Origin of the sequence: Bacillus sp. N13C7 (assembly GCF_026790065.1) — a bacterium.
Classification (GTDB): Bacteria; Bacillota; Bacilli; order Bacillales; family Bacillaceae; genus Bacillus.
On record NZ_JALAMO010000007.1, the window covers coordinates 727,063 to 751,631 of the forward strand.

A 24,569-nucleotide genomic window follows, 5' to 3' on the forward strand; every position below is an offset into this window, starting at 1 on the left:
CTTTAGCCCCCCTTGTTTTTTATAAGATATGCAAAGGGCTTGGGCAATGAAAGCTAAAAAAAACAGAAGACAGCCGAAAAAGAACTTCTTCCATTTTTTATTTTAAAACTTTTTTAAGCAGCCGATATATACTGTATCAAACCCGAAGGAGAAACTGGACATGAAGACTTTTATCAATTGGCTGAAGAAACCGTCTATTTCAAGGAAATTAATCGTCTCATTTATTGCGATTCTTATTATCCCTATTCTTATATTGGAATTTAGTTCTTACCGAAGCGCCAGCGGAAAGCTGGATCAGGAAATCATCGGCAATGCGAAAAACAGTGTCGATACATTTAATACAACTGTTACAAATGACTTGGGAGCAAAAGCGAAAGCAGTTACCTTTTTCAGTGAATCTCTTAAAGGCTCTGCGTTTAAGGGAAAGTCTAATCAAGAAGAGATCAAAGCGAAGTTTTCACAATACGTATCTATCAATCAAGGAGTAGCCAGAATTTATGGAGGCGCAGAAAACGGCACCTACATACAAGCGCCCAAAGAACAATTGCCTGATGGTTACGATCCAAGGCAACGCTCTTGGTATCAAGATGCGATGAAGGCCGGCGGTGAAATTGTCGTGACAGATCCTTACGTAGCTGCGAGTGACGGTAGCATGGTCATTACCATAGCCCAGAAGCTGAAGGACGGATCTGGTGTTGTCGCCATGGATATTACCATTGATAAATTGTTAGAACAGATGAAACAAATCAAGGTTGGAAAAGAAGGCTATGTTTTCATTGCAACGAAAAACAAAACCTATGTCGCCCACCAGAATCATAAGGCTGGAGAAAAGCTGTCAGGAGACTGGGTTGCCAAAATGTATGCCAAAGACAGCGGTGACTTCCAGTACACTCTGGGTAACGAAGATAAAAAGATGACCTATACAACAAATGAACTGACTGGATGGAAAATCGCCGGCACAATGTATATAAGTGAAATCAAGGATGCCTCAAAGTCTGTTCTGATAACAGGCATGATTGTGTTGATTGCTTCCATTGCGGCAGGCGGATTTTTAATTCTGTTTATTGTTCGTTCGATTACAAAACCGTTAAAACGTCTCGTTCAATCATCGAAAACAATCAGCAGCGGAGATCTGACAGAAACGATCGAAATCCGTTCGAAGGATGAGCTTGGAGAACTAGGGGATAGCTTCAATGAAATGGCACAATCTCTCCGCTCATTGATCAGCACTATCCAGGACTCAGTGAACAATGTGGCTGCATCGTCCGAACAGCTCACTGCATCTGCAGGACAGACAAGTAAAGCCACCGAGCATATTACGATGGCGATTGAGCAGTTCTCAAATGGAAACGAGGAGCAAAGCGAGAAAGTTGAATCGAGCTCCCATCAGTTGAACTTAATGAATGAAGGGCTCCAGCAGGTCTCACAAACATCATCAGCTATTACAAAGGCGTCTATCCAATCAACGGAAATTGCCGGAGCGGGTGAAAAGTTCGTCCAGCAGACAGTCGGACAAATGAACTCGATTAATCAATCAGTTCAGCAGGCAGAATCAGTAGTCAAAGGTTTAGAAGGAAAATCAAAAGACATCACAAGCATTTTAAGAGTCATAAACGGCATCGCTGACCAAACAAATCTGCTGGCATTAAACGCAGCCATTGAAGCGGCGCGTGCCGGAGAATCAGGGCGCGGCTTCTCTGTCGTAGCGGAGGAAGTGCGCAAGCTGGCAGTTCAATCTGCTGATTCAGCAAAAGAAATCGAAAAGCTGATCCAAGAAATCGTGGCAGAAATCGAAACCTCTCTTCATATGTTTCAAGCAGTGAATCAGGAAGTACAGTCTGGACTTGTTGTCACAGACAATACAAAAGAAAGCTTCCAGAGCATTTTCAGTATGACAAACGATATTGCCGGCAAATTGCAGACGATGAATTCAACAGTCGAACAGCTGTCAGATCGTTCACAGCATGTTTCAGCGGCAGTCAGCGGCATTGCCGATGTGTCGAAAGAAAGCTCGGCAAGCATCCAAGACATTGCCGCCTCAGCTGAGGAGCAGCTTGCCTCTATGGAAGAAATCAGTTCATCAGCGACCACTCTTGCGCAGATGGCAGAGGAGCTTCGTGATCTCACAAAGCAATTTAAAATCGAATAAAAGCAGAAAAACAGCGCTTATCAAGGCGCTGTTTTTGTATATGGTAAATAATAATAAAGTCCTATCTCATCCGGTGAATTTAGAACTATTTTTCATTTTTACCTTCATTTTCAATGTAATATAAAGGAAGAAGCGCCGATATAATTTGTAAATTATTGAAAGAAGGTTCAAAAGGAAATGAAAAAAACGCTCAATACTATTCGCAGGTCATCAATTGCCAGGAGACTTATTATTTCTTTCCTGCTGATCTTAATGGTTCCCATTACCGTCCTTTCGGTAAGCGCTTATCAATCAGCAGTTGCCTCTCTTGATGTACAGATGACGCAAAGCGCAAAGGAAAATGTTCAAATTTTAGACAATATTATTGATGATAAAATCAGCACGACTGAAAAAAGCCTCTCATTTTTTAGCGATTGGGCTACAGCAGATAAGTTTAAGGAGAAAAAGAAAACCGAGCTGAAACAGGAATTTAAGCAATTCATCCAAATGAATGATAGTGTTGCTGCGGTATTTTCCAGCAGCAAAAACGGAGATTTCACACGTTATCCGTATGCAGACATGCCGAGTGACTTTAATGCTTTGGAACGGGATTGGTACAAAGAAGCAATGGCCAACAAAGGCAAAACAATCGTCACTGAACCTTATGAATCTATTTCGTCAGGAAAAATGGTTGTCACCATCGCCCGCCAGACGGAGGATGGATCAGGTGTTATCGCCATCGATATGAAAATTGATGACCTGGTCACAACCGCGAAAGGAATCAATATCGGAAAAGAAGGCTATGCTTTTATCTTAAGCCAGAACAAAAAAGTCATCGCCTACTCTGGAGAAAAAGCGGGGACAGAGTTAAAAGGGGACTGGGTTGATAGGCTTTACAAAAATAAAAGCGGCGACTTTGAATACACGTACAAAGGCAAAGAGAAGAAAATGGCATATGCCACAAGTGAAACAACAGGCTGGAAAATCAGCGGCACGATGTATGCGGACGAGATCCGCGATGCTGCAAGCAAAGTTCTGGCCATGGCTTCTATCGTTCTGGCGGTTGCCATCGCAGCCGGAATAACGGCGATTTATTTTGTAATTCGGTCTATCACAAAGCCATTAAGACGTATTGTCGCATCAGCTGAAAAAATCAGCGAAGGCGATCTAACTGAAACGATTGAAATCAATTCAAAAGATGAACTTGGCGTTTTGAGCCAGAGCTTCAATCATATGGCCCACTCGCTCCGCTCACTCATTCAGGGCATCAAAGATTCAGTAGAACACGTTGCTTCATCATCAGAAGAACTGACTGCTTCTGCCGACCAGACAAGCAGAGCAACTGAGCATATTACGATGGCCATCGAGCAATTTTCAAACAGCAGCGAAAGCCAAAGCGACAGAATTGAGACGACAACTAAACAAATTAATGAAATGAATGACGGATTGGCCGAACTGGCGCGGGCTGCCGCAGTGATGACAGAAACATCCGCAGACTCAACAGAATTGTCAAGCAAGGGTGAGACACTCGTACAGAAAACAGCCAGCCAAATGAATACGATTGACCATTCCGTGAAAGAGGCGGAACAAGTGGTGAAAGGGCTGGAAATCAAATCGAAGGATATCACGGGTATTTTGCGTGTGATCAACGGCATTGCGGATCAAACCAATCTCCTGGCTTTAAATGCTGCCATTGAAGCGGCCAGAGCGGGAGAATACGGACGGGGCTTCTCTGTCGTCGCAGAGGAAGTGAGAAAACTCGCGGTACAGTCGGCTGACTCAGCAAAAGAAATTGAATCGCTGATCAGCGACATTGTAAAAGAAATTCACACATCATTGAACATGCTCCAGTCCGTAAACAAAGAAGTGGAAACAGGGCTTGTCATGACAGATGAAACAAGACAGAGCTTCAAACATATATCTCACATGGCCAATCAAATTGCTTCTGAACTGCAAAACATGAATGCAACGGTTGAGGGACTATCAGCGGGAGCCCAAGAAATTTCCGCTGCTTCAAATGATATCACTGCCATTTCTAAAGAAAGCTCGGACGGGATCCAAGATATCGCCGCCTCTGCCGAAGAACAGCTGGCATCCATGGAGGAGATCAGTTCATCAGCACAGACACTTGAAAGAATGTCTGAAGAACTCCGTGATCTGACAAAACGGTTTATAGTAGATAAATAATAGGTCTAAATGACTATTTCTAAAATGGGATATTAGTTACTTTTGTTGAATTTCTTCTTTTTTACTGTATATATTTACCCATTTCCTGCCGATATGAAGGGTAGCATAAAAAAGGAGAAATGAATGATGAAAAAAATACTCCAACTCATAAAACAAAGATCAATTACACGGAAGCTTCTCGTTTCCTTTCTGTCGATCCTCATCATACCGGTTGTCATATTGGCGGCCATTGCGTATGAATCGGCAAGCAGCTCACTCGACAAACAGATGATGGGGAGCGCTTTGCAAAATGTACAGCAGTTAAACGAGATTATTAACACCACCATCGGTGAAAAAGAAAACAGTGCTGCTTACTTCAGCGAATGGCTGACAAAAGAAAAATACAATGCCAAAAGCAATGCAAGCATTGCAGAGAAATTCTCACAATATATCAGCATTAACAAGGATGTAGAATCGATTTATACAAGCGACACAAAAGGACACTTTACCCGCTACCCGGATCTTCCGATGCCAAGCGGCTATAATCCGGTTGAACGCGACTGGTATAAAAAAGCGGTTGCAAATAAAGGGAAAGTCGTGATCACTGACCCTTATAAAACCGCTTCAACAAATACGATGGTTGTGACAATCGCCCAGCAGACAAAAGATGGTTCAGGTGTTATCGCAATCAACATGACCATTGAAAATCTGCTGAAAACAACAAAAAAAGTCAACATCGGCACACAAGGCTACGCATTTATCATGACGAAGGACAAAAAGGTTGTTGCCCATCCTAATGAAACGTCAGGGACTGAATTGAAAGGCGACTGGCTCGATAAGATGCTGAATGCTGAGAAAGGCGATTTTCAGTACACCATGAATGGTGATAAGAAAAAAATGGCCTTTGACACAAACAAGCTAACAGGATGGAAAATCGGCGGCACCATGTATTTGGATGAAATTCATGAGGCAGCCCAGCCTGTCCTTCACCTTGCTTTACTTGTCTTGGCCGCAGCTATTATCATAGGGATTATCGTCATGACCTTGATCATTCGGTCGATTACAACGCCGTTGAAACAGCTCGTCGGTTCCTCTAAGCGGATCAGTGAGGGAGATTTGACGGAAACCATTGATATCCGTTCAAAAGATGAATTGGGCGAACTCGGTAAAAGCTTTAACAATATGGCGTCGTCACTTCGCTCTCTCATACACGCCATCCAGGATTCTGTAGACAATGTTGCGGCTTCCTCTGAGGAGCTGACCGCATCAGCCGCGCAAACGAGCAAGGCAACAGAACATATTACATTGGCGATTGAACAATTTTCTAACGGCAATGAAAAACAAAACGAAAACATTGAAACCGCAGCAGAGCACATTTATCAAATGAATGACGGATTGACGAATATGGCTCAAGCTTCTGAAGTGATCACAGATTCATCTGTTCAATCGACAGAAATTGCAAGTGAAGGCGGCAAGCTTGTTCATCAAACCGTCGGCCAAATGAACGTCATTGACAAGTCTGTAAAAGAAGCAGAACAAGTTGTACGCGGATTGGAAACGAAGTCGAAAGATATCACCAATATTTTGCGTGTGATTAACGGTATCGCAGATCAGACGAACCTGCTCGCTCTTAACGCAGCGATTGAAGCGGCGCGTGCAGGCGAGTACGGCCGCGGCTTCTCCGTTGTAGCGGAAGAAGTGAGAAAGCTGGCAGTTCAGTCAGCAGATTCAGCAAAAGAGATTGAAGGATTAATCATCGAAATTGTGAAGGAAATCAATACATCTCTCGGCATGTTCCAGTCTGTCAACCAAGAGGTGCAGACAGGCCTTGACATCACAGATAAAACAGAAATGAGCTTCAAACGCATTTCTGAAATGACGAACCAAATCGCCGGCGAACTGCAAAACATGAGTGCGACGGTTCAGCAGCTTTCTGCGAGCTCCGAGGAAGTTTCGGGCGCATCCGAGCACATCGCATCAATTTCAAAAGAAAGCTCAGCTCATATCCAAGATATCGCGGCATCAGCCGAAGAGCAGCTTGCTTCCATGGAAGAAATCAGCTCGTCAGCAGAAACCCTTTCATCTATGGCAGAAGAGCTTCGCGATATGACCAAACGATTCAAAATCGAATAATTAGCAAAAACACCCTAGCTTATATGCTTGGGTGTTTTTTTTAGTTTTTTTATTAAACCTTTTATCCTAGTTTGACGATATTAGATTTAGCTTAAAGGAGGAGTCAACTAGAATGGGAAAATGTATACAATGGATCAAACAGCCATCGATCAGCAAACCGCTTATCGCTGCATTTCTGGCAGTGCTTATTTTGCCGGTTGGGGTTTTAGCATATTTCAGTTATCAATCAGCGTGGAATGCGTTAGACAGAGAGCTGATTAACAGCGCGAAGGGAAATGTTGAAGAACTTAACAGTACGCTGCAAAATAAACTGGAAGATAAAGTGAAAGCAATAGATTATTATAGTGAGACAATCGATAAAGACATATTACAAGGGAAAAACAAAACCTTACTGAAAGAGAAATTCAAGCAGTACACAACACTTAACGACGACGTAGGAGCAATCTATGCAGCCTCCGAAAGCAAACAGCTTTACAAATATCCGGATAGCGGCGTTCCCAAAGGCTTCGACCCGACAGGACGTGACTGGTACAAACAAGCTGTTGTGAAAAAAGGACAGGCTGTTTTCTCAGAACCATATACTGATGAAGCAACAGGGGATATCGTTGTCACCATTTCAAAACAATTAAAAGACGGCTCAGGTGTCATCGCGCTCGATTTAAATCTGGATGAAGTGCTTACTGCTTCACAGAGAATCAAAATCGGCAAAAATGGTTTTGCATTTATTACAACGGGCAACAAAAAATATATCGCACATCCAACAATTAAGCCTGGGACAACTGGATCCGGCGAGTGGACAAACCAAGTATATTCTAAGGCAGACGGCTCCTTTGAATATACCTTCGAAGGCAAAGAAAAGAAAATGGCCTTTACGACTAATAAACTGACAGGCTGGAAAATCGCTGGGACATACTTTGTCAGTGAATTGCAAGATGCTTCAAGTCCGGTACTGAACACAGCGCTTATCATTCTATGTGTGTCAATTGTGATCGGGGGCATACTCATTCTCTTTATTATCCGTGCCATCACCAAGCCGTTAAGAAAATTAGTCTCAACGTCTGCTAAAATCAGTAGCGGAGATCTCACAGAAGTGATTGACATTCACTCGAAAAACGAGTTTGGCCAGCTTGGCGAAAGCTTTAATGAAATGTCTGCCTCATTGCGCTCTGTCATTGGTGTCATTCAAACGTCTGTAGAAAACGTTGCATCATCTTCTGAAGAGCTGACAGCAAGCGCAGCCCAAACGAGCAAAGCAACTGAACACATTACACTCGCCATCGAACAGTTCTCAGATGGCAATGAGGCGCAAAGCGAGAAACTGGAGGAAAGCTCAAACCATCTTTCTCAAATGAACGACGGGATTTCAAAAGTGGCTCAGGCCTCTTCAACCATTACGAAATCTTCGATCCAGTCCTCTGAAGCAGCGGGCAGCGGAGAAAAGCTGGTTGAGCACACAGTCGGCCAAATGAAAACAATCGACCAATCCGTTCAAAAAGCGGAGGCTGTTGTAAAGGGCCTTGAAACAAAATCGCAAGACATCACAAGCATCTTGAATGTGATTAACGGCATTGCTGACCAAACCAACCTGCTGGCATTAAATGCTGCGATTGAAGCGGCAAGAGCGGGAGAATACGGAAGAGGCTTCTCAGTAGTTGCAGAAGAGGTTAGAAAACTTGCCGTACAATCAGCAGACTCTGCCAAGGAAATTGAAGGGTTAATTCAAGAGATTGTCAGAGAAATCAGCACCTCACTTTCCATGTTCCAATCTGTGAATCATGAAGTGAAGGAAGGCTTGCAGATTACTGACCAAACAGCGGAAAGCTTCAAACAAATCTATGAGATGGCAACCCAAATTTCCAGTGAATTGCAAAACCTGAACGCAACGGTGGAACAGCTGTCAGCCGGATCACAGGAAGTGTCAAGTGCGGTTGAAGACATTTCTGCAGTGGCGAAAGAAAGCTCCGCAGGCATTCAGGACATCGCAGCTTCGGCGGAAGAACAGCTTGCGTCCATGGAAGAAATCAGCTCTTCTGCTGAAACGCTGGCAAACATGGCGGAAGAACTTCAGGACATCACGAAGAAATTTAAAATTGAATTATAATAGAGAGAGAAAGCGGCATATCTGCTGCTTTCTTTTTTATTGCAAACAAAAATAAACAAAAAGAATTCAAAAATAAACAAAGATCATATATAATGAAAACGGATACAAATAAAAGGGACGGAGGAATATCATGATGGTGAAACAAGTATGGGATTCAGAACATGCTGCACAGCTGCAAAAAGGCGTAGAGGAATTGGTGTACAGGTCCAATCTGATCGGGTCAGATCGCACTGTCTGCAACTGGGGTGGCGGGAATACGTCTATGAAAACAACGGAAAAGGATTTCAGAGGGCGTGAAACAGAAGTCATGTGGGTGAAAGGAAGCGGTTCTGATCTGGCAACAATGAAAGCGCATAACTTTACTGGTTTGAAATTAGGTGACATCCGCCCGCTAATCGAAAGGGATCAGATGTCAGACGAAGAAATGGTAGACTACTTGTCTCATTGTATGATAGACAGCAAACATCCCCGTCCTTCAATTGAAACGCTGTTACACGCTTTTCTGCCATACAATCATGTTGACCATACCCATCCCGATGCGATTATCAGCATTTGCTGCGCTGACAATGGAAAACAAATCGCTGAAGACATATACGGAAACCGGTTTGTATGGGTGCCATATGTACGCCCGGGATTTACTTTGTCTAAAATGATCGCTGAAGGCGTAGCGAACAATCCCTATGCCGAGCTTGTGTTAATGGAGAAACATGGCTTAGTCACTTGGGGTGAGACGTCCGAAGCATGTTATGAAAAAACGATATCCATCATTCAAGAAGCTGAGCGGTATATTAACGATCGGATCAATCAGCATGAGATATTCGGCGGCAAAAGATATCAGCCCCTGCCGAAAGATCAAAGAAAACAAATCTTGGCAGGCATCATGCCTGTGATCAGAGGAGCTGTAAGCGAAGAAAAGAAAATGATCCTTTCCTATGATGATCATGATGACGTCTTGGAATTTGTCAACAGTGCCCAAGCGCCAGCGCTTTCGCAAATCGGTGCAGCATGCCCGGATCACCTTGTTCATACAAAGCGGGTTCCGCTGTACATTGAGTGGAATCCGGAAACTCAAGATGTGCAGAAGCTGGCGGATCTGATCAAATCAGGAGTCGAGCGTTTTGCATCAGAATATCAGGATTATTTTACACGCAATCAGCAGGAAGGGGATCAAATCTTTGAATCAGCCCCGCGGGTGATATTGATTCCTGGCATTGGAATGGTGAATACGGGAAAAAGTTATGCCATGTCTAAAGTGAGCGGTGATTTATACCGGAGAGCCATCGCCGTCATGAAAGGGTCAACAGCTCTTGGCCGCTTTGTTTCTTTAAACGAAAATGAATCCTATCATGTCGAATATTGGCCGCTAGAATTATATAAGCTCACGCTTGCACCGCCGGAAGCCGAATTTTCCCGTAAAGTAGCGTTGATCACAGGAGGAGCCGGCGGAATTGGCAGTGCAGCATGCCGCCGCTTTGCAGCGGAAGGGGGTCACGTGATCGCAGCTGACCTGAATATAGAAGGTGCGCAGAAAATTGCCGGGGAAATAAACGAAGCATACGGAGAAGGACGGGCAATAGCTGTCAAAATGGATGTGACAAAAGAAGACGACGTACTGTCAGCCTTTGAACAAGCGGCGCTTGCTTACGGAGGCATTGATATCGTTGTCAATAATGCCGGGCTGGCCACATCAAGCCCATTTGACGAAACAAGTCTAAAAGAATGGAATCTTAATATGAATGTGTTAGGAACAGGCTATTTTCTTGTGGCCCGTGAAGCATTTAAACAGATGAAACAGCAAAACAGAGGGGGAAGCATGGTCTTTGTCGGATCAAAAAATTCGGTTTATGCAGGGAAAAACGCCTCTGCCTACAGCTCGGTTAAGGCGCTTGAAACCCATTTGGCAAGATGCATCGCAGCAGAAGGAGGAGAATACGGCATTCGGGTCAACTCCGTTTTGCCTGATGCGGTTCTTCAAGGATCAGCAATCTGGGGATCAAGCTGGCGGGAGGAACGAGCCGCGGCGTATGGGATTGAGCCAGATCAGCTGGAGGAACATTATCGGAAACGCACGGCGTTGCTCGTCAATATTTATCCGCAGGATATTGCAGAAGCCATTGCATTCTTCGCTTCTTCTAAAGCCGAAAAGACAACAGGCTGCATGCTCACGGTAGACGGCGGCGTCCCTGCTGCTTTCACGCGTTAGAAGTATGCTATGATAGAAAAAAATAAGACGGATTACCATATGAGGAAGGGCGTTACCAATGCTAGTAGCAGAACGGCAGCAAAAAATAGTGGAATTAGTAAATATGCGTTCAAGTATCCGCGTTTCAGAATTAAGTGACATATTTTCTGTCACAGAAGAAACCATTCGGCGTGACCTTGAGAAGCTTGAGAAAGAACATAAACTGAGCCGGAGCCACGGGGGAGCGGTCAGTATTCAGCAGCAGGAATCAGAAGTGCATTTTTCTGAACGGGAAATCACAAATGTCATTGAAAAAAAAGCCATCGCTCACGAAGCGGCCAAATATGTAAAGAGCGGAGACCGAATTATTCTCGATGCAAGCACCACCGCCTGGTATATGGCGAAAATACTCCCTGATATAGAGCTCACTGTCATAACAAACTCAATGAAGGCAGCCATTGAACTCAGCAATAAAGAAAACATATCAGTCATTTCAACAGGCGGCATTTTGCTGGCAAAATCATTATCATTTGCCGGCCCATTAGCTGAGCGTTCGCTTGAGACCTATCATGTCAATAAAACCTTTCTGTCATGTAAAGGATTTGACGTAAACAACGGGATGAGTGACTCAAATGAGTGGCAGGCGCTGCTCAAAAAACGGATGATTGAAAGGTCTGATCAGACCATTTTGATGGCCGATTCAAGCAAATGGGGGAACCGCGAGTTTTCACATATCGCCTCGCTGCAAGATATCAGCCGCCTGATTACGGATTCTGGGCTTGATCCGGCATCGGTAAAAGCTCTGGAGAACAAAAAGGTGAAAGTGACAGCTGTTCCCCTTCCGAAGAGAGGGTGAAAGAATGATTTATACCGCCATTGATATAGGCGCATCAAGCGGGAGGGTCATGGTTGGTGAACTGAAGGAAGGAAAGCTTGCCATACAAGAGATCCACAGATTCGCTAACGGCTTCATTCAAAGAGACGGACATTGCTTTTGGGATATCGATGATTTGTTAAAACAAATCTTGCAAGGGCTGCAAAAGGTGAAATCACTTGGGTATGAACGATGCACCGTCGGCATTGATACTTGGGCAGTTGATTATGTCTTGGTGGATGAAAAAGGAAATCGTTTGCAGGAAGTGATGTCCTACCGGGATAGAAGAACAGAACACACCATGGGCAAACTTGAACAAATCCTGTCAAAGGATACAATCTATCAAAAAACAGGAATACAATTTCAGCGTTTTAACACGATTTATCAATTGTATGAAGATGACAGAGAGCTGCTGAAGAAAACAGATCGGATTGTAATGGTTCCTGATTATTTAGGCTATTGTTTAACCGGAAAAGCCGTAACAGAAATCACAAATGCGTCCACAACACAGCTTTTAAACGTCTCAACCGGACAGTTTGATCATGAATTACTTAAAGCAGTGTCTATTCAAGAACATCAATTTGCGCCGCTGACTGAGCCAGGGTGTGAGCTCGGCATGCTGAGAAATGATTGGTTCCCGGATTATGATCTGCCGGCTTGCAAAGTGATGACAGTCGCAACGCATGATACTGCCTCGGCTGTCATCGCAGCGCCAGGCCTCAACGATGGCTGGGCATATATCAGCAGCGGGACTTGGTCGTTAATCGGGGTTGAAAGCAAAACACCGATAGTAACTAGTTCGGCTTTAAAAAACAATTATACAAATGAACGCGGCGCAAACAACACCATTCGCTTTCTCAAAAACATTATCGGCATGTGGGTAATACAAGAGGTAAGAAAGGAACTACAAGGAGATTACTCTTTCCAGCAGCTAGCAGCAGAAGCCCGAAAAACAGCACCATTCCAGCAGTTTATAAACTTAAATGATGAACGTTTCCTGAATCCGGAAAGCATGATAGAGGAAATACAACATTATTGCAGAGAAACCCGCCAGAAGATTCCCCGCACTGCAGGCGAACTTGCCTGCTGCATCTACAGCAATTTAGCCATCATCTATGCGATAGCCATCCAAGAGCTGGAAACGATCGCCGGAAAATCGATTCAGCAGCTTCATATCATCGGCGGCGGAGCCCAAAATGATTTCTTAAATCAATTAACGGCAGACATGAGCGGAAAAGCAGTATACGCAGGGCCCATAGAGGCAACCGCTATCGGAAATGTGCTGATGCAAATGATTGCTGCCAAAGAAGTCAAAGACATAAAAGAAGCAAGGGAAACCGTCAGAAACTCTTTTCCGATCAAAGTGTTTACACCAAAAGACATGGACAGAAGCACGATCATTCAGTCATATTGCCAAGTTGATTTGAAAGCGCTATCTAAAAGATTATGAGGTGATCAGGTTTGATAAGAAAAGCCAGTATCATGTTTGTCCATCAAGACAAATACGATGAATACAAACAGCGGCATGATGACATTTGGCCTGAAATGGCAGAAGCACTCAAAGCTCATGGAGCGCACCATTATTCCATTTTTTTAGATGAAGAAACAGGCCGGTTATTTGCTTACTTAGAAATAGAGGACGAAGAGAAGTGGAGAAGGATGGCGGCCACAGAAATTTGCCGGAGATGGTGGAAATCAATGTCGCCATTAATGAAAACAAATCCGGATTTCAGCCCTGTTTCTATAGATCTAAAGGAAGTTTTTTATTTGGATTAAAAAACTGAAAAAGGGAGAGAGCCATATGACCAATTATGACAGTGCAAAACAGGCCTATGAAAAATGGGGAGTTGATGTGGAAGAGGCACTTCGGCAATTAGAGCAAGTGCCCATTTCAATCCATTGCTGGCAGGGGGACGACATTGAAGGGTTTGAGGTAAACAAGGGTGAGCTTTCAGGCGGAATTGACGTAACCGGCAATTATCCCGGCAAAGCACAAACCCCTGATGAATTAAGAAGTGATTTGGAGAAGGCTCTTTCTCTCATTCCTGGAAAGCACCGCGTAAACCTGCATGCGATATATGCAGAAACAAACGGGGAAGCGATAGAACGAGACGAATTGAAGCCGCAGCATTTTGAAAACTGGGTGAAATGGGCGAAAGATCTCGGTCTCGGTTTAGATTTTAATCCCACCTTGTTTTCGCATGAGAAAGCGGCAGACGGACTCACCCTTTCACACCCCGATCCGAACATCAGGGAATTTTGGATCAGGCATTGCATCGCGTGCCGCCGTATTGGAGAATATTTCGGGAAAGAATTAGGCACCCCCTGCTTGACGAATATTTGGATTCCCGACGGCTATAAGGATATTCCGAGTGACAGGCTGACACCGCGTAAAAAGTTAAAAGAATCACTGGATCGGATCTTCGCGGAGGAGATCAGTGAACAACACAATCTTGATTCGGTCGAGAGCAAGCTGTTCGGGCTTGGTTCCGAGTCATATGTTGTCGGCTCTCATGAATTTTATTTAGCTTATGCTTTGACGAATCATAAGCTTTGTTTACTTGATACAGGCCATTTCCATCCGACTGAAACGGTATCAAACAAAATCTCGTCTATGCTGCTTTACACAGACAAACTCGCCCTGCATGTATCCCGTCCCGTTCGCTGGGATAGCGACCATGTTGTGGTTCTGGATGATGAACTGAGGGAAATCGCGCTTGAAATTGTCCGCAATCAGGCTCTCGAGAAGGTTGCCATCGGCCTCGATTTTTTTGATGCCAGCATTAACCGTGTTGCCGCTTGGACCATCGGGACGAGAAATATGATCAAAGCTATATTATATGCCTTGCTTCTCCCGAACGGCTATTTAAAACAATTGCAGGAAGAGGGCCGTTATACAGAAAGGCTGGCCCTTATGGAGGAATTCAAAACATATCCGTTCGGTGCCATCTGGGATTCCTACTGTGAGCAACAGGGCGTGCCGGTAAAGGAGGCATGGCTTCATGACATAAAAGAATATGAACAAAAGGTGCTTTTAAAAAGGAGGGCATCTACTCCGATTGTCTAATAAAAAAATCCGCCGCGGCATATGCACGCGGCAGATTTTTTTAGGCTTGATCAGCAGGGTACACAATTCCCATTTGCTTTCTTGCTTCTTCCATGATTTTGGCGGTGATCAAAGACCGTTCAAACGTATTTTCTTCAGATTCCTGCTTATTCTCTTTTATGAGCGTGACAAATTCTTCTGCTTCATAGAACATCGCCGGTTTAGGGTCGGGAATCGAAATGTTCTCCAGACGGCCGTCACGATAGCGGATTTCTACACGTTCAGGCCGGTGAATCGTATCGATCACAATCGTTCCGTCTTCACCTTGAATTTCCGCCGGGGCATAGGAAGTAGAGATTTTAGAATGCATTAGAACGGCTTCGAACCCGTCGTAAGACAGAATGACGGTTCCTTCTCCATCCACTCCGGAAGATAATGCATATCCGTTCGCCTTTACATCCCGCGGCTCACCAAACAGCACGACAGCAGGATAAATACAATAGACGCCGATATCCATTAATGACCCATTGGAAAGCTCAGGCTGAAATGCATTCAAGACGGTTCCGTTTCTGAACGCATCATACCGTGAGGAGTACTGGCAGTAGCTTGCGGTAAATCTGCGGACAGTGCCGATTTTATGTAAGTGGTTTTTCAGCTCTTTGAAATTCGGCAGGAAAGTGGACTTCATTGCTTCCATCAGGACAACGCCGTTTTCCTTAGCCGCTGAAATCATCTCCTTTGTTTCTTTTGCATTCGAAGCAAACGGCTTCTCGCAAAGCACATGCTTGCCATGGTTCATAAAGAGAACAGCTTGTTCCTTGTGCAAGGCATTCGGGCTGGCTATGTATACGGCATCAAAGCAGTCGCTTGCCGCCATTTCCTGAAGGTTTGTGAAGGTGTGCTCAGCTCCGTGTTTAGCGGCAAACTCAGCAGCGCGTTCAGCTGATCTTGAATAAACAGCTGTCAGCTGAAAATCTTTGATTTCCCCTGCTGACTCAAGAAAGCGCTCTGTAATCCAGTTGGTTCCTATAATCGCAAATCGTATCACGTTTATCGCTCCTTTTGTATGATATAGCTAAATTATAGCTTAAAAAGAAGAAAAGCACATGATAGATCAAATCACATATATAGAGCAAGGAAGTTTTTCCAGCAATTAGCGGTTATTATTTTTCATTATAGGGACGATAGTGTACAATTTAATTAAACTAAGTATGACGGAGGAACGATAGTGGAGACGTTGCAAACATGGAGCGGCAGATTCAAGCGATTCTTCTTGGACAATAAGTTTGTATTATTTTTGCTTGTGCTGCTGTTGATTGGTTTAAATATTCTTGTTTTTACAAAAACATCATTCATTTTCACCCCGATTATTGTTCTGCTCAAAACGATTTCATTGCCGATCATTTTAACAGGCATAGTGTTCTATCTGTTAAACCCAGTCGTCGATTTTCTTGAGAGAAGAAGAATCAGAAGAATCTATTCTATTTTGCTGTTATATCTATTGATTATCGGGCTGATCACGATTACGATCGTGTCCATCATCCCCTTTTTAAAAGAACAAATTATGAGTTTGATCGATAACATCCCAAGGTATGTGGATATCGTTGAAAATCAAACAAAACAGCTGATCGGCAGCAACTTTGTCAATCAGACCCAGCAAACGATGAACATCAATATATCTGATCTCGCAACAAAGGTTTCAGATCAGGCGGCGACGATTGTGAACAGCACCTTTACCGGCGTTGGAAATTTTATCGGCGCGTTGACTGAGATTATCATTTCGATCGTCACGGTTCCGTTTATTCTTTTTTATTTGCTGAAAGATGGAAAAAAATTGCCGGTTTACATACTGAAGTTTGTGCCGACGCGATTGAAGGAACAGACATACACAGTCTTAAGTGAAATGAATCATCGATTGAGCTCTTATATCAGGGGCCAAATCATTGTCAGCTTTTGTATCGGGTTTTTGCTGTTTATCGGTTATTTGATTATCGGACTGGATTATGCCTCATTGCTAGCCATCATTGCGGCTTGTACAAGCATCGTTCCGTATTTAGGGCCGACGATTGCCATTACGCCAGCGATTATCATCGCCATAGTGACATCGCCGCTCATGCTGCTTAAGCTGGTCATTGTATGGACAATCGTGCAGCTGATTGAAGGGAAACTGATTTCTCCGCAAATTATGGGGAAAAACCTTCACATCCATCCAATTACGATTATTTTTCTGCTGTTAACAGCCGGCAAGTTGTTTGGTGTTGTTGGAATTATTCTGGCCATTCCGGGCTATGCAGTTGCCAAAGTCATTACGACACATTTATTTGACTGGTTTAAAATGCAGTCACATTTATACGATGAAGAAAAAAATGAAAATACGTCAGGTCATAAAGTGTGATTTTCGTTTATAGTTATATAAGACGGGCTTTCCATTTATGGAAAGCTCCCGTCATGTAAAAAATAAATGTCTAATGGGGAGAATTAAAATCATGACTCTATGGGAATTGTTTGTAGCTGCCATTTTAGGAATCGTAGAAGGATTAACAGAGTACGCGCCGGTTTCTTCGACAGGACATATGATCATAGTAGACGATATCTGGCTGAAATCAAACAATCTGATGTCAGAAGAAGCTGCCAATTCATTCAAAGTGGTTATTCAGCTAGGTTCCATTTTAGCAGTAGCGATCGTTTTTAAAGACAGAATTTTGAATTTGCTCGGTCTGAAAAAGAATATTACAAGCGACCAGGAACAGGGACATAAATTAAGCATTGCGCAAATTGCCGTCGGGCTCGTGCCTGCAGCTGTTCTCGGCTTTTTGTTTGAGGATTACATTGATGAATATTTATTTTCCGTTAAAACTGTGGCCTTCGGTTTAATCGCTGGGGCAGTCCTGATGCTGTTTGCTGATTGGGTAAATAAACGGAAATCAGCAACAGACACCCTCGACCGCATTTCCTATAAGCAGGCGATAGGGGTCGGTTTATTCCAATGTCTCGCCCTTTGGCCAGGTTTCTCGCGCTCCGGTTCAACGATTTCCGGGGGCGTTATTCTCGGATTAAACCACCGAGCGGCAGCCGACTTTACGTTTATTATGGCGATGCCGATCATGATGGGAGCCAGCTTTTTAAGCCTCGTGAAGCATTGGGACAGCTTAAGCTCGGATCTGATGCCGTTTTTCATCGTCGGTTTCATCTGTGCCTTTGTTGTCGCATTGTTTGTCGTCCGTTTCTTCTTAAGACTGATTAACAAAATTAAACTTGTCCCATTTGCAATCTACCGAATCATTCTCGGTGTGATTTTACTTTTCATTATGATGTAAATCGAAAAATAAGGCTCTTGTGGAGCCTTATTTTTTTCTGTCACATTCAAGAGGAAACAGCTTGTTTTTCAAAAAAAAATCATCTATAATAAATATGACGTTACTTACGGGGCCATAGCTCAGCTGGGAGAGCGCTACGCTGGCAGCGTAGAGGTCAGGGGTTCGAGCCCCCTTGGCTCCATACCTGTAAACCCTTATTCTATAAGGGTTTTTTTGTTTTGAAAAATGCCGAACTCTTCTGTGGATGATCCGAAGTCAAAGTCAACCGTTCACCTGTAAATTATGATTTTTCCAATACACCACTTTGTTCTTCAAAGACCGTCATGTCCTCCAAAGGGGGGGAGTAAACATGAAGAGACACCATTCGTTCAGATGCAGGATTGGACATTTTGTGAATTAAACCTTTGGTTGAGATAAGACATTCTCCTTTGTGGACAAAGTATGAATTGGAGAGTTCTGCTTGATCGCCGGTTGAGCGATAAATAGAATTGAGCAGTTTTCCTTCTAACACCATTGCACAACCAATGGATTGACCGTGATCGTGGACTGCTGTCTCCTTGTGTGGCGGAATGTTAATAACGATAACTTCCAATTCGTTGTTTCTAAAGATCGCATTACGGCCGTAAGCGTACTGGTCCGGTTCCTTAATATACGGCTGAATCAATGTTGATGCGTTTGGAATTTGTTTTAATGAAGTTGTCAGATCTTTAACCGATGGTTTTTTTAAGCCGCTAAAAATGTCTTGGATACACTCATGCAGTTCCATTCTTTTTTGCCTCCCGGTTGATTTAAAGTTGACTAGCAATGGGTATTTCGCAGATTAATTCATGGTATTTACCCATCCACAATTTAGAGGCGGCAAACACCCAGTGAACACAAAAAAATGTGCGGCGCAGCCAAAATGTTGTCTTATCACCAACTTATTCGAGTTTATTAGTTGGAATAGTGGATTGAAAGGGGTAAAACGGCCTGCTTTAATTTGCTTGATGTAACGAGCAGAGATCCATAAGTGCAGTTCTAGCCCCCTTGGCTCCAAAACACAATATCGGGGGAAAGCTTTCAGACTTATTATGTTGTGCTTGAAATTTACTCCATTGACAAAACACAATTGATTTGAAATAATGTTTGAGTATATGCTCATTCATTCACATAATTATAATAAAATAATATCATTTCCCCCGAAAGGGAGAATATTAGAATGAAAGCTAATGGTATCAAAATCTATTAGCTTCTTTTGGTTCCAATAAATGATGTGTTTCGCATGTATTCATATAGGAAGGAATGACAACATGAAGACAAAACATTATTGGGTGATTTCTTTGCTCGCTGTTTTAGCGGTCGGGCCGGGATTGATGTCTAACACAGCATTGTCGTCAGTTCAAGGCCTTGTTCAGAAGACGGTTGGAACAAGCGGCTTCCTATCAGTAAATCCAATATTGATCGGCAATATGGCCTTTGCTTTATTAGTTCCGGCAGGACCGCTGCTGAGGAAAACATTCGGTGCCCGTCCGATCTATCTGACTTCATTATCCGTTTTTATACTTGGTTCACTGCTCTTTGCATGCTCAAATGATGTTGCATGGATGGCGGCAGGGCGCTTTTTACAGGGAGCGGCTACAGGTGTTATGCTAATGATTATGATTCCAATGCTTGTTCTGTCATTTCCGATTGACCGCAGAAACTATGCACTGCTGGTGCTGATCGGGGGATTTTATGGCTCTGTTATCATCGGTACGATTCTAGGAACAATTGCAACAAGCTATGGCCACTGGAGATGGCTGTTTTGCATCTTTGGCGCACTATCACTGATCGGAGTCGCGTTGAGCTATTTCTTTCTTCATGATGAGCATCATGGGGCGGCAGAACAAGAACAGCCGCTCGATAGTGCGGGAATCATTTTATCTGTTTGCCTTGCCGCAACCTCAGCGGTTACATTCATTTTTCTGCAAAAATGGGGGCTTTCATCAGGTTATGTATGGACAGGTTTCGGGATTGCATTATGTTTGCTCCTTGCTTTATTGATTGTGGAATATAAAGTGAAAAACCCGTTTATTTCTATTAAACTGATGCTGCTGCCAAAACCGGTGCTCGGATTATTTATCATCGCTGCAGGGACGATCACGGTAGCTGTCAGCCTGTCTGCTTTTCAAGGCTTGCTCCGTCAAGTGTATGATATTTCTCAGGCGCATCTCATTCTCCTAAACTTGACTCTTTTAATCGGCGTGGCGATCGCTGCCATTTTGAGCGCTCTGTTTTATGATAAAGTCGGACCAGGGATGCTCGGTATTATCGGCGGACTCATTCTCGTGTTTGTGAATTTTCAATGGCTGCATATGCAGGATCGATCATCTCTTTATATGTTCGCCGCACTGTTTATCATGCTTGCAGCGGGAACAGGCCTGACAGTCGCCGCAGGGCTGATGGGAGCGGCTATGGGCGGACCGCTGCCAGATTTGGTCAAGAGAATGACAGCTGTTCAGTTTTTCAGATTGTTTGTCTATATGGGAGTGCCAATCCTCATCGGATTTTTCACGAAAAAAGATGCTGCCAGACAAAGCGGCTCTCTGCAGGATTCCATGCTGGCTGCTTATCATGATCTCTTCTTCATTTCTTTTGTCCTGAGCGTGCTGCTCGTTTGTCTCTCATTCTGTATGAACGCCACTGGTATGGGGCACAAGCTTGCTCATAAACCGCATGATAAAGCGAAACCGTCTGCGGAAAAGCCAGCCGTTTCAGCACAAGGACTTTCTCATAAAGTGATACATGATACAGAATATCGGAATGCACTCAGAAAGTTTAAACAGCCCGGGCTGACAAAATTAGATACATGATCAAAACCTTTTTCCATCAGGAAAAAGGTTTTTTGTTTGCAATCTTTTCCCGACTATATCCCTAAAGAATTGAAAAATATTAGAAGTGCAAGTAAAATTCTAAAAGGTAGATTCTTTTACATTCGCAATCTTTTAACTTAAAGGAAGGTTTTCATGGCCCGTAAAAAACTAAAAAAACGCAAACTCTTCATTTCACTATTTTTTATTGTATCAATTCCGCTGGCCCTGTTTGTTTTAGCAACAACTTTATCAAAGCCGATTGAAACATCGAAAGAACCTGAAGAAATTGATGAACAGCAAGTATTTATTGACAGCCTGTCCGGACATGCACAAATTCTGTATGAGAAATATCATGTCCTCCCCAGCATTACGATTGCTCAGGCCATTCTCGAGTCAGACTGGGGGAACAGTGAGCTTGCTGCTCAGGCCAACAACCTTTTTGGCGTAAAAGGAAATTATAAAGGCCATCATGTTACGATGGAAACGGATGAATTTGAAAAAGGGAAAAGAAAAACCATTCGCGCGAAGTTTCGCAAATACAGCACGTTTTTTGAATCGATGGATGACCACGCCCAATTGTTTGTCCGCGGCACATCGTGGAATAAAAAGAAGTATAAACCGGTGCTTGATGCTGAGAATTATAAGGAAGCGGCAACCGCCTTGCAAACAGCAGGATATGCTACAGACCCTGACTACGCTGACAAAATCAGCGGCATTGTGGAAAAATACGATTTAGATAAGTACGATGAGGTAAACCCATCCCTGAAATCAGTGGATTTAAACGGCTCTATCAAAGACAGTGCCGTTCAGGACGTATGGTCCAAGCCCTCTACTGATGATCAGTCTATCAGATTGACCTCTGCCCAATCTTACGTCGGCAAGGATATAAAGGTTGTTTCTAAAAAGCAGAAGGGCGAGTCAGTGTGGTACCAATTTCAAATCAATGATAAACTCATCGGCTGGGTTGATGATTCAGCTGTTGAAATAAAGGAAGCAACCTGATCCCTTTTTACTGGTATTTTTAATTTTTTGTTCCATTCCGGGGAATTTGAGGTATAATATTCCACGAAGTTATCACTTATTGACTATGCTTTCAGGAGGGAACAAAGGTGCAGAAATATAGACGTAGAAACACGGTTGCCTTTACAGTATTAGCTTATTTTACTTTTTTTGCGGGAGTATTTTTGTTTAGTATCGGACTCTATAATGCTGATAACCTGGAACTCAATGAAAAAGGGTATTACATTGCCGTTATGATACTTGTAGCAGTCGGTGCGATTCTTACACAAAAAGTGACCCGCGACAACGCGGAAGATAACGAAATCATCGCAGAGCAGGAAAAAAGACAAAATCAATCTCATATCGAATCATAAAAAAATCCGGCGCCTGGACGCCGGATTTTTTGTTATCACCCCGTAAACACTTCGCCGTCAGGGTAACGAATATTTGATTGCTCTGTTTTTGCAAATGAAAAAACGAACGTTAAAGGACCAATTCTTCCGATGAACATGATGACAATAATGATACACTTTCCAGCTGCCGTCAGTTCGGGAGTAAGCCCCATTGTAAGACCGACAGTTCCGAATGCAGAAAAGGTTTCAAACACAATTTGAATAAATGGCGCTTGTTCTGTGATAGTCAGGGCAAAAATCCCTAAAAACACGATGAACAAACTGGTGACGCTGACAGCTAAAGCTTTAATGATAATCGGATATTTAATGGAACGGCGGAAAATAACCGTTTCTTTTTTACCTCGCAAATAAGCAATCACAGACATTAAAATCACGATAAACGTAGTCAGCTTAATGCCGCTCGCCGTAGATGCGCTTCCTGCTCCGATAAACATCAAAAATAAAGTGAATACAATGGTTCCTTCTCTCATGCTTCCAAAATCGAGGGAATTGAAGCCTGCGGTTCTCGGCGTCACTGCCTGAAAATAGGAAGCCCATAATTTATCACCTATATGCAGGTGGCCAAGCGTGCCGGGGTTGCTGTACTCTAATATAAAGATCACAACCATAGCAATTGCATTCAAGATCAGCGTTCCTGTAAGCATGAGCTTTGTGTGTAAAGAAAAAGCTTTAAATCGGCGATTTTTCATAATGTCAAACAGAACCGTAAATCCGATCCCTCCTGTCATAAATAAGAAAGTAATCACAAGATTCACTGTAGGATCGCCAACGTAGCCCATCAAATTATCAGGCCACAACGAAAACCCGGCATTGTTAAAAGCAGATATCGCGTGAAACAGACTGGCAAACAAGCCGGATGACCAGCCATACTGAGGCACAAGCCTGATGGATAAAATGAGTGCTGCTATCAATTCAATACTGATCGAAAACAAAAACAGGACTTTGACAAGGCCTATGACACCGCCAATTGTCGGCTGGTTTAAGGCTTCCTGGACAAGCATTCGCTCTTTTAATCCGATTTTTTTCCCTAATATCATGACGATTAAAACGGCAAATGTCATAAATCCAAGCCCGCCGACCTGAATCAGCCCCATGATAACCGTTTGTCCGAAAAGTGTAAATTGTGTGCCGGTATCGACAACTGCAAGCCCTGTTACAGTTGTAGCGGAAGCCGCAGTAAAAAGGGCATCTATCCATGTCACTGGCTTCGTTGTGGAAATCGGAAGCAATAACAGCACGGAACCGATAATAATGGTAAGAAAAAAACCAAGTGCAAGCACTTGAGGCGGTGTAAACCGAACCCATTTGATCACTTTATCCTTTTGCAGTGTCACCTTTGTCTACATCCCTTCGTTTTCAAAACGTTTAATATCCTTTTTGTGTCCCATGATCACCAGGCAATCTTGTTCGTGAATGATGTCTTCAGGTGATGGGGATAGACGAATATCTCCATGATGTTTAATGGCCAGGATCGTACAGCCGTATTTTGCTCTTACGTTCAAATCAATAATCGACTTTGAATCTAGCTTGCGCGTTGCCAGCAGCTCGACAATACTGTACTCATCAGATAAATCAATGTAATTCAAAACATTTTCATCAGAAAGGCTTTGTGCGATTTTGACGCCCATATCCTTTTCAGGGTGAATAATGCGGTCAGCACCGATTTTTTCAAGCACCTTATGATGATAATAGTTTTGAGCCTTCACCCAAATATTCGGAATATCAAACTCCTTTAATAAAAGGGTGGTCAGCGTGCTTGCTTGAATATTCGCTCCAATGGCAACAATCACATATTCAAAATTGCGTATTCCTAATGAAAGCAATTCGTTTTCTTCGGTGGCATTGGCAATTACCGCATGAGTTGCGTAAGAAGCATACGCATTTACCTTTTCCTCGTTTATATCAATCGCAAGGACCTCGTGGCCCATTCTGTGCAGCTCTTTGCAAATGCTTCCGCCAAACCTGCCCAGCCCGATTACGGCAAATTGCTTATTTTTAATTCTTCCCAATGTTCATAACTCCCTTAGTGAATTAACGTTTTTGAAGCAAAAAAGGCCATTGCAAAGAATGGCCGATAATAGACCTCCTCTCTGTATACGCCTACGAGGTTAGCTGTCGGATTAGGGATTCAGAGTACCCCCTCTTACCTAGTAAGATTCACCCCCAATGCTGTTAATAAAACAGCCAATCGTTGGTTCCCCCGTTCGTGTTTGATTAAGCGGTAAAAGAGACTTTATGAAATTGAACACTCAAGAATTTACTCCTGTTTCAAGTGTTTGTCAATTTAAAATTTAGACCAGAAAAAAATAACGTGGATGAGAGAAAAAAAGGGGAGGGAAAGATAAAAAAGACCGGCTTTGGTCTTATCCCTGTCAAGTA

At 43.3% G+C, this 24,569-nt stretch carries 18 protein-coding genes, 1 tRNA gene, 1 pseudogene and 1 riboswitch; of the genes and pseudogenes, 16 read left to right on the forward strand and 4 right to left on the reverse strand.

The window, feature by feature from the left end; translation table 11 throughout:
- The first annotated feature begins 160 nt into the window (after window positions 1–160).
- From mcpB to rhaA, 10 genes and pseudogenes are all read left to right on the forward strand, one after another.
- The gene (gene mcpB, locus MOB98_RS11835; protein WP_268359315.1) at window positions 161–2,149 is read left to right on the forward strand and encodes a methyl-accepting chemotaxis protein McpB; all 1,989 of its coding nucleotides are present in this window, start codon (window positions 161–163) and stop codon (window positions 2,147–2,149) included.
- Window positions 2,150–2,326: 177 nt separating this feature from the next.
- Window positions 2,327–4,315, forward strand: coding sequence for a methyl-accepting chemotaxis protein (locus tag MOB98_RS11840; protein ID WP_268359317.1), 1,989 nt, complete (start codon window positions 2,327–2,329; stop codon window positions 4,313–4,315).
- Between the two features lie 270 nt (window positions 4,316–4,585).
- Window positions 4,586–5,482: pseudogene (gene mcpA, locus MOB98_RS20885) on the forward strand (methyl-accepting chemotaxis protein); the annotation flags it as partial.
- Window positions 5,477–6,427 carry a methyl-accepting chemotaxis protein gene (locus MOB98_RS20890; protein WP_369877620.1) on the forward strand — a complete coding sequence of 317 codons (951 nt, stop codon included), beginning with the start codon at window positions 5,477–5,479 and terminating at the stop codon, window positions 6,425–6,427. The pseudogene mcpA and the gene MOB98_RS20890, both read left to right, overlap by 6 nt.
- A 112-nt stretch (window positions 6,428–6,539) precedes the next feature.
- Window positions 6,540–8,528, forward strand: a complete 1,989-nt coding sequence (tlpB, locus tag MOB98_RS11850) for a methyl-accepting chemotaxis protein TlpB (RefSeq protein ID WP_268359320.1) — start codon at window positions 6,540–6,542, stop codon at window positions 8,526–8,528.
- A gap of 133 nt (window positions 8,529–8,661) precedes the next feature.
- Window positions 8,662–10,731 carry a bifunctional aldolase/short-chain dehydrogenase gene (locus tag MOB98_RS11855; RefSeq protein WP_268359352.1) on the forward strand — a complete coding sequence of 690 codons (2,070 nt, stop codon included), beginning with the start codon at window positions 8,662–8,664 and terminating at the stop codon, window positions 10,729–10,731.
- A 58-nt stretch (window positions 10,732–10,789) separates the two neighbouring features.
- Window positions 10,790–11,566, forward strand: coding sequence for a rhamnose catabolism operon transcriptional regulator RhaR (gene rhaR / locus MOB98_RS11860; protein WP_268359322.1), 777 nt, complete (start codon window positions 10,790–10,792; stop codon window positions 11,564–11,566).
- A 4-nt stretch (window positions 11,567–11,570) separates the two neighbouring features.
- Window positions 11,571–13,034, forward strand: a complete 1,464-nt coding sequence (gene rhaB / locus MOB98_RS11865; RefSeq protein ID WP_268359324.1) for a rhamnulokinase — start codon at window positions 11,571–11,573, stop codon at window positions 13,032–13,034.
- A gap of 11 nt (window positions 13,035–13,045) precedes the next feature.
- Entirely contained in the window at window positions 13,046–13,360 is a 315-nt protein-coding gene (gene rhaM / locus MOB98_RS11870; RefSeq protein ID WP_268359326.1) for an L-rhamnose mutarotase, read from the forward strand.
- A gap of 25 nt (window positions 13,361–13,385) precedes the next feature.
- Complete coding sequence (gene rhaA / locus MOB98_RS11875) at window positions 13,386–14,651, forward strand: L-rhamnose isomerase (RefSeq protein ID WP_268359328.1); 1,266 nt, start codon at window positions 13,386–13,388, stop codon at window positions 14,649–14,651.
- Between the two features lie 40 nt (window positions 14,652–14,691).
- On the opposite strand, the gene MOB98_RS11880 is transcribed toward rhaA, so the two are convergent.
- The gene (locus MOB98_RS11880; protein WP_268367163.1) at window positions 14,692–15,678 is read right to left on the reverse strand and encodes a Gfo/Idh/MocA family protein; all 987 of its coding nucleotides are present in this window, start codon (window positions 15,676–15,678) and stop codon (window positions 14,692–14,694) included.
- A 180-nt stretch (window positions 15,679–15,858) separates the two neighbouring features.
- Between MOB98_RS11880 and MOB98_RS11885 the strand changes: the two genes are divergently transcribed.
- From MOB98_RS11885 to MOB98_RS11895, 3 genes are all read left to right on the forward strand, one after another.
- Window positions 15,859–17,025 carry an AI-2E family transporter gene (locus tag MOB98_RS11885; RefSeq protein ID WP_268359330.1) on the forward strand — a complete coding sequence of 389 codons (1,167 nt, stop codon included), beginning with the start codon at window positions 15,859–15,861 and terminating at the stop codon, window positions 17,023–17,025.
- Between the two features lie 91 nt (window positions 17,026–17,116).
- Window positions 17,117–17,947, forward strand: coding sequence for an undecaprenyl-diphosphate phosphatase (locus MOB98_RS11890; protein WP_268359333.1), 831 nt, complete (start codon window positions 17,117–17,119; stop codon window positions 17,945–17,947).
- Between the two features lie 108 nt (window positions 17,948–18,055).
- Window positions 18,056–18,128 (forward strand) — tRNA-Ala (locus MOB98_RS11895).
- Between the two features lie 99 nt (window positions 18,129–18,227).
- On the opposite strand, the gene MOB98_RS11900 is transcribed toward MOB98_RS11895, so the two are convergent.
- Window positions 18,228–18,713 carry a cysteine dioxygenase gene (locus tag MOB98_RS11900; RefSeq protein WP_268359335.1) on the reverse strand — a complete coding sequence of 162 codons (486 nt, stop codon included), beginning with the start codon at window positions 18,711–18,713 and terminating at the stop codon, window positions 18,228–18,230.
- Window positions 18,714–19,236: 523 nt separating this feature from the next.
- Here MOB98_RS11900 and MOB98_RS11905 point away from each other — a divergent pair.
- The 3 genes from MOB98_RS11905 (at window position 19,237) to MOB98_RS11915 (ending at window position 22,151) form a co-directional block, all read left to right on the forward strand.
- The gene (locus MOB98_RS11905; protein ID WP_268359338.1) at window positions 19,237–20,778 is read left to right on the forward strand and encodes an MFS transporter; all 1,542 of its coding nucleotides are present in this window, start codon (window positions 19,237–19,239) and stop codon (window positions 20,776–20,778) included.
- A 153-nt stretch (window positions 20,779–20,931) separates the two neighbouring features.
- Window positions 20,932–21,780 (forward strand): exo-glucosaminidase LytG, encoded by an 849-nt coding sequence (gene lytG, locus MOB98_RS11910; protein WP_268359340.1) that lies wholly within the window; start codon window positions 20,932–20,934, stop codon window positions 21,778–21,780.
- A gap of 107 nt (window positions 21,781–21,887) precedes the next feature.
- The gene (locus MOB98_RS11915; RefSeq protein WP_003222348.1) at window positions 21,888–22,151 is read left to right on the forward strand and encodes a YiaA/YiaB family inner membrane protein; all 264 of its coding nucleotides are present in this window, start codon (window positions 21,888–21,890) and stop codon (window positions 22,149–22,151) included.
- Window positions 22,152–22,186: 35 nt separating this feature from the next.
- Here the strand turns inward: MOB98_RS11915 and ktrB are convergent, their stop codons facing one another.
- Window positions 22,187–23,524 carry a Ktr system potassium transporter KtrB gene (ktrB, locus tag MOB98_RS11920; RefSeq protein ID WP_268359343.1) on the reverse strand — a complete coding sequence of 446 codons (1,338 nt, stop codon included), beginning with the start codon at window positions 23,522–23,524 and terminating at the stop codon, window positions 22,187–22,189.
- Between the two features lie 6 nt (window positions 23,525–23,530).
- Entirely contained in the window at window positions 23,531–24,199 is a 669-nt protein-coding gene (gene ktrA, locus MOB98_RS11925; protein WP_268359348.1) for a potassium uptake protein KtrA, read from the reverse strand.
- A gap of 72 nt (window positions 24,200–24,271) precedes the next feature.
- Window positions 24,272–24,421, reverse strand: a riboswitch (cyclic di-AMP (ydaO/yuaA leader).
- Window positions 24,422–24,569: the final 148 nt, after the last annotated feature.

Coding starts and splice junctions, on each gene's coding strand:
- tlpB (WP_268359320.1), top strand. CDS start 6,540: ATGGGAAAATGTATACAATGGATCAAACAGCCATCGATCAGCAAACCG.
- mcpB (WP_268359315.1), top strand. CDS start 161: ATGAAGACTTTTATCAATTGGCTGAAGAAACCGTCTATTTCAAGGAAA.
- MOB98_RS11905 (WP_268359338.1), top strand. CDS start 19,237: ATGAAGACAAAACATTATTGGGTGATTTCTTTGCTCGCTGTTTTAGCG.
- lytG (WP_268359340.1), top strand. CDS start 20,932: ATGGCCCGTAAAAAACTAAAAAAACGCAAACTCTTCATTTCACTATTT.
- MOB98_RS11855 (WP_268359352.1), top strand. CDS start 8,662: ATGGTGAAACAAGTATGGGATTCAGAACATGCTGCACAGCTGCAAAAA.
- MOB98_RS11840 (WP_268359317.1), top strand. CDS start 2,327: ATGAAAAAAACGCTCAATACTATTCGCAGGTCATCAATTGCCAGGAGA.
- MOB98_RS11900 (WP_268359335.1), bottom strand. CDS start 18,713: ATGGAACTGCATGAGTGTATCCAAGACATTTTTAGCGGCTTAAAAAAA.
- MOB98_RS20890 (WP_369877620.1), top strand. CDS start 5,477: ATGGCGTCGTCACTTCGCTCTCTCATACACGCCATCCAGGATTCTGTA.
- MOB98_RS11890 (WP_268359333.1), top strand. CDS start 17,117: ATGACTCTATGGGAATTGTTTGTAGCTGCCATTTTAGGAATCGTAGAA.
- rhaB (WP_268359324.1), top strand. CDS start 11,571: ATGATTTATACCGCCATTGATATAGGCGCATCAAGCGGGAGGGTCATG.
- rhaA (WP_268359328.1), top strand. CDS start 13,386: ATGACCAATTATGACAGTGCAAAACAGGCCTATGAAAAATGGGGAGTT.
- rhaR (WP_268359322.1), top strand. CDS start 10,790: ATGCTAGTAGCAGAACGGCAGCAAAAAATAGTGGAATTAGTAAATATG.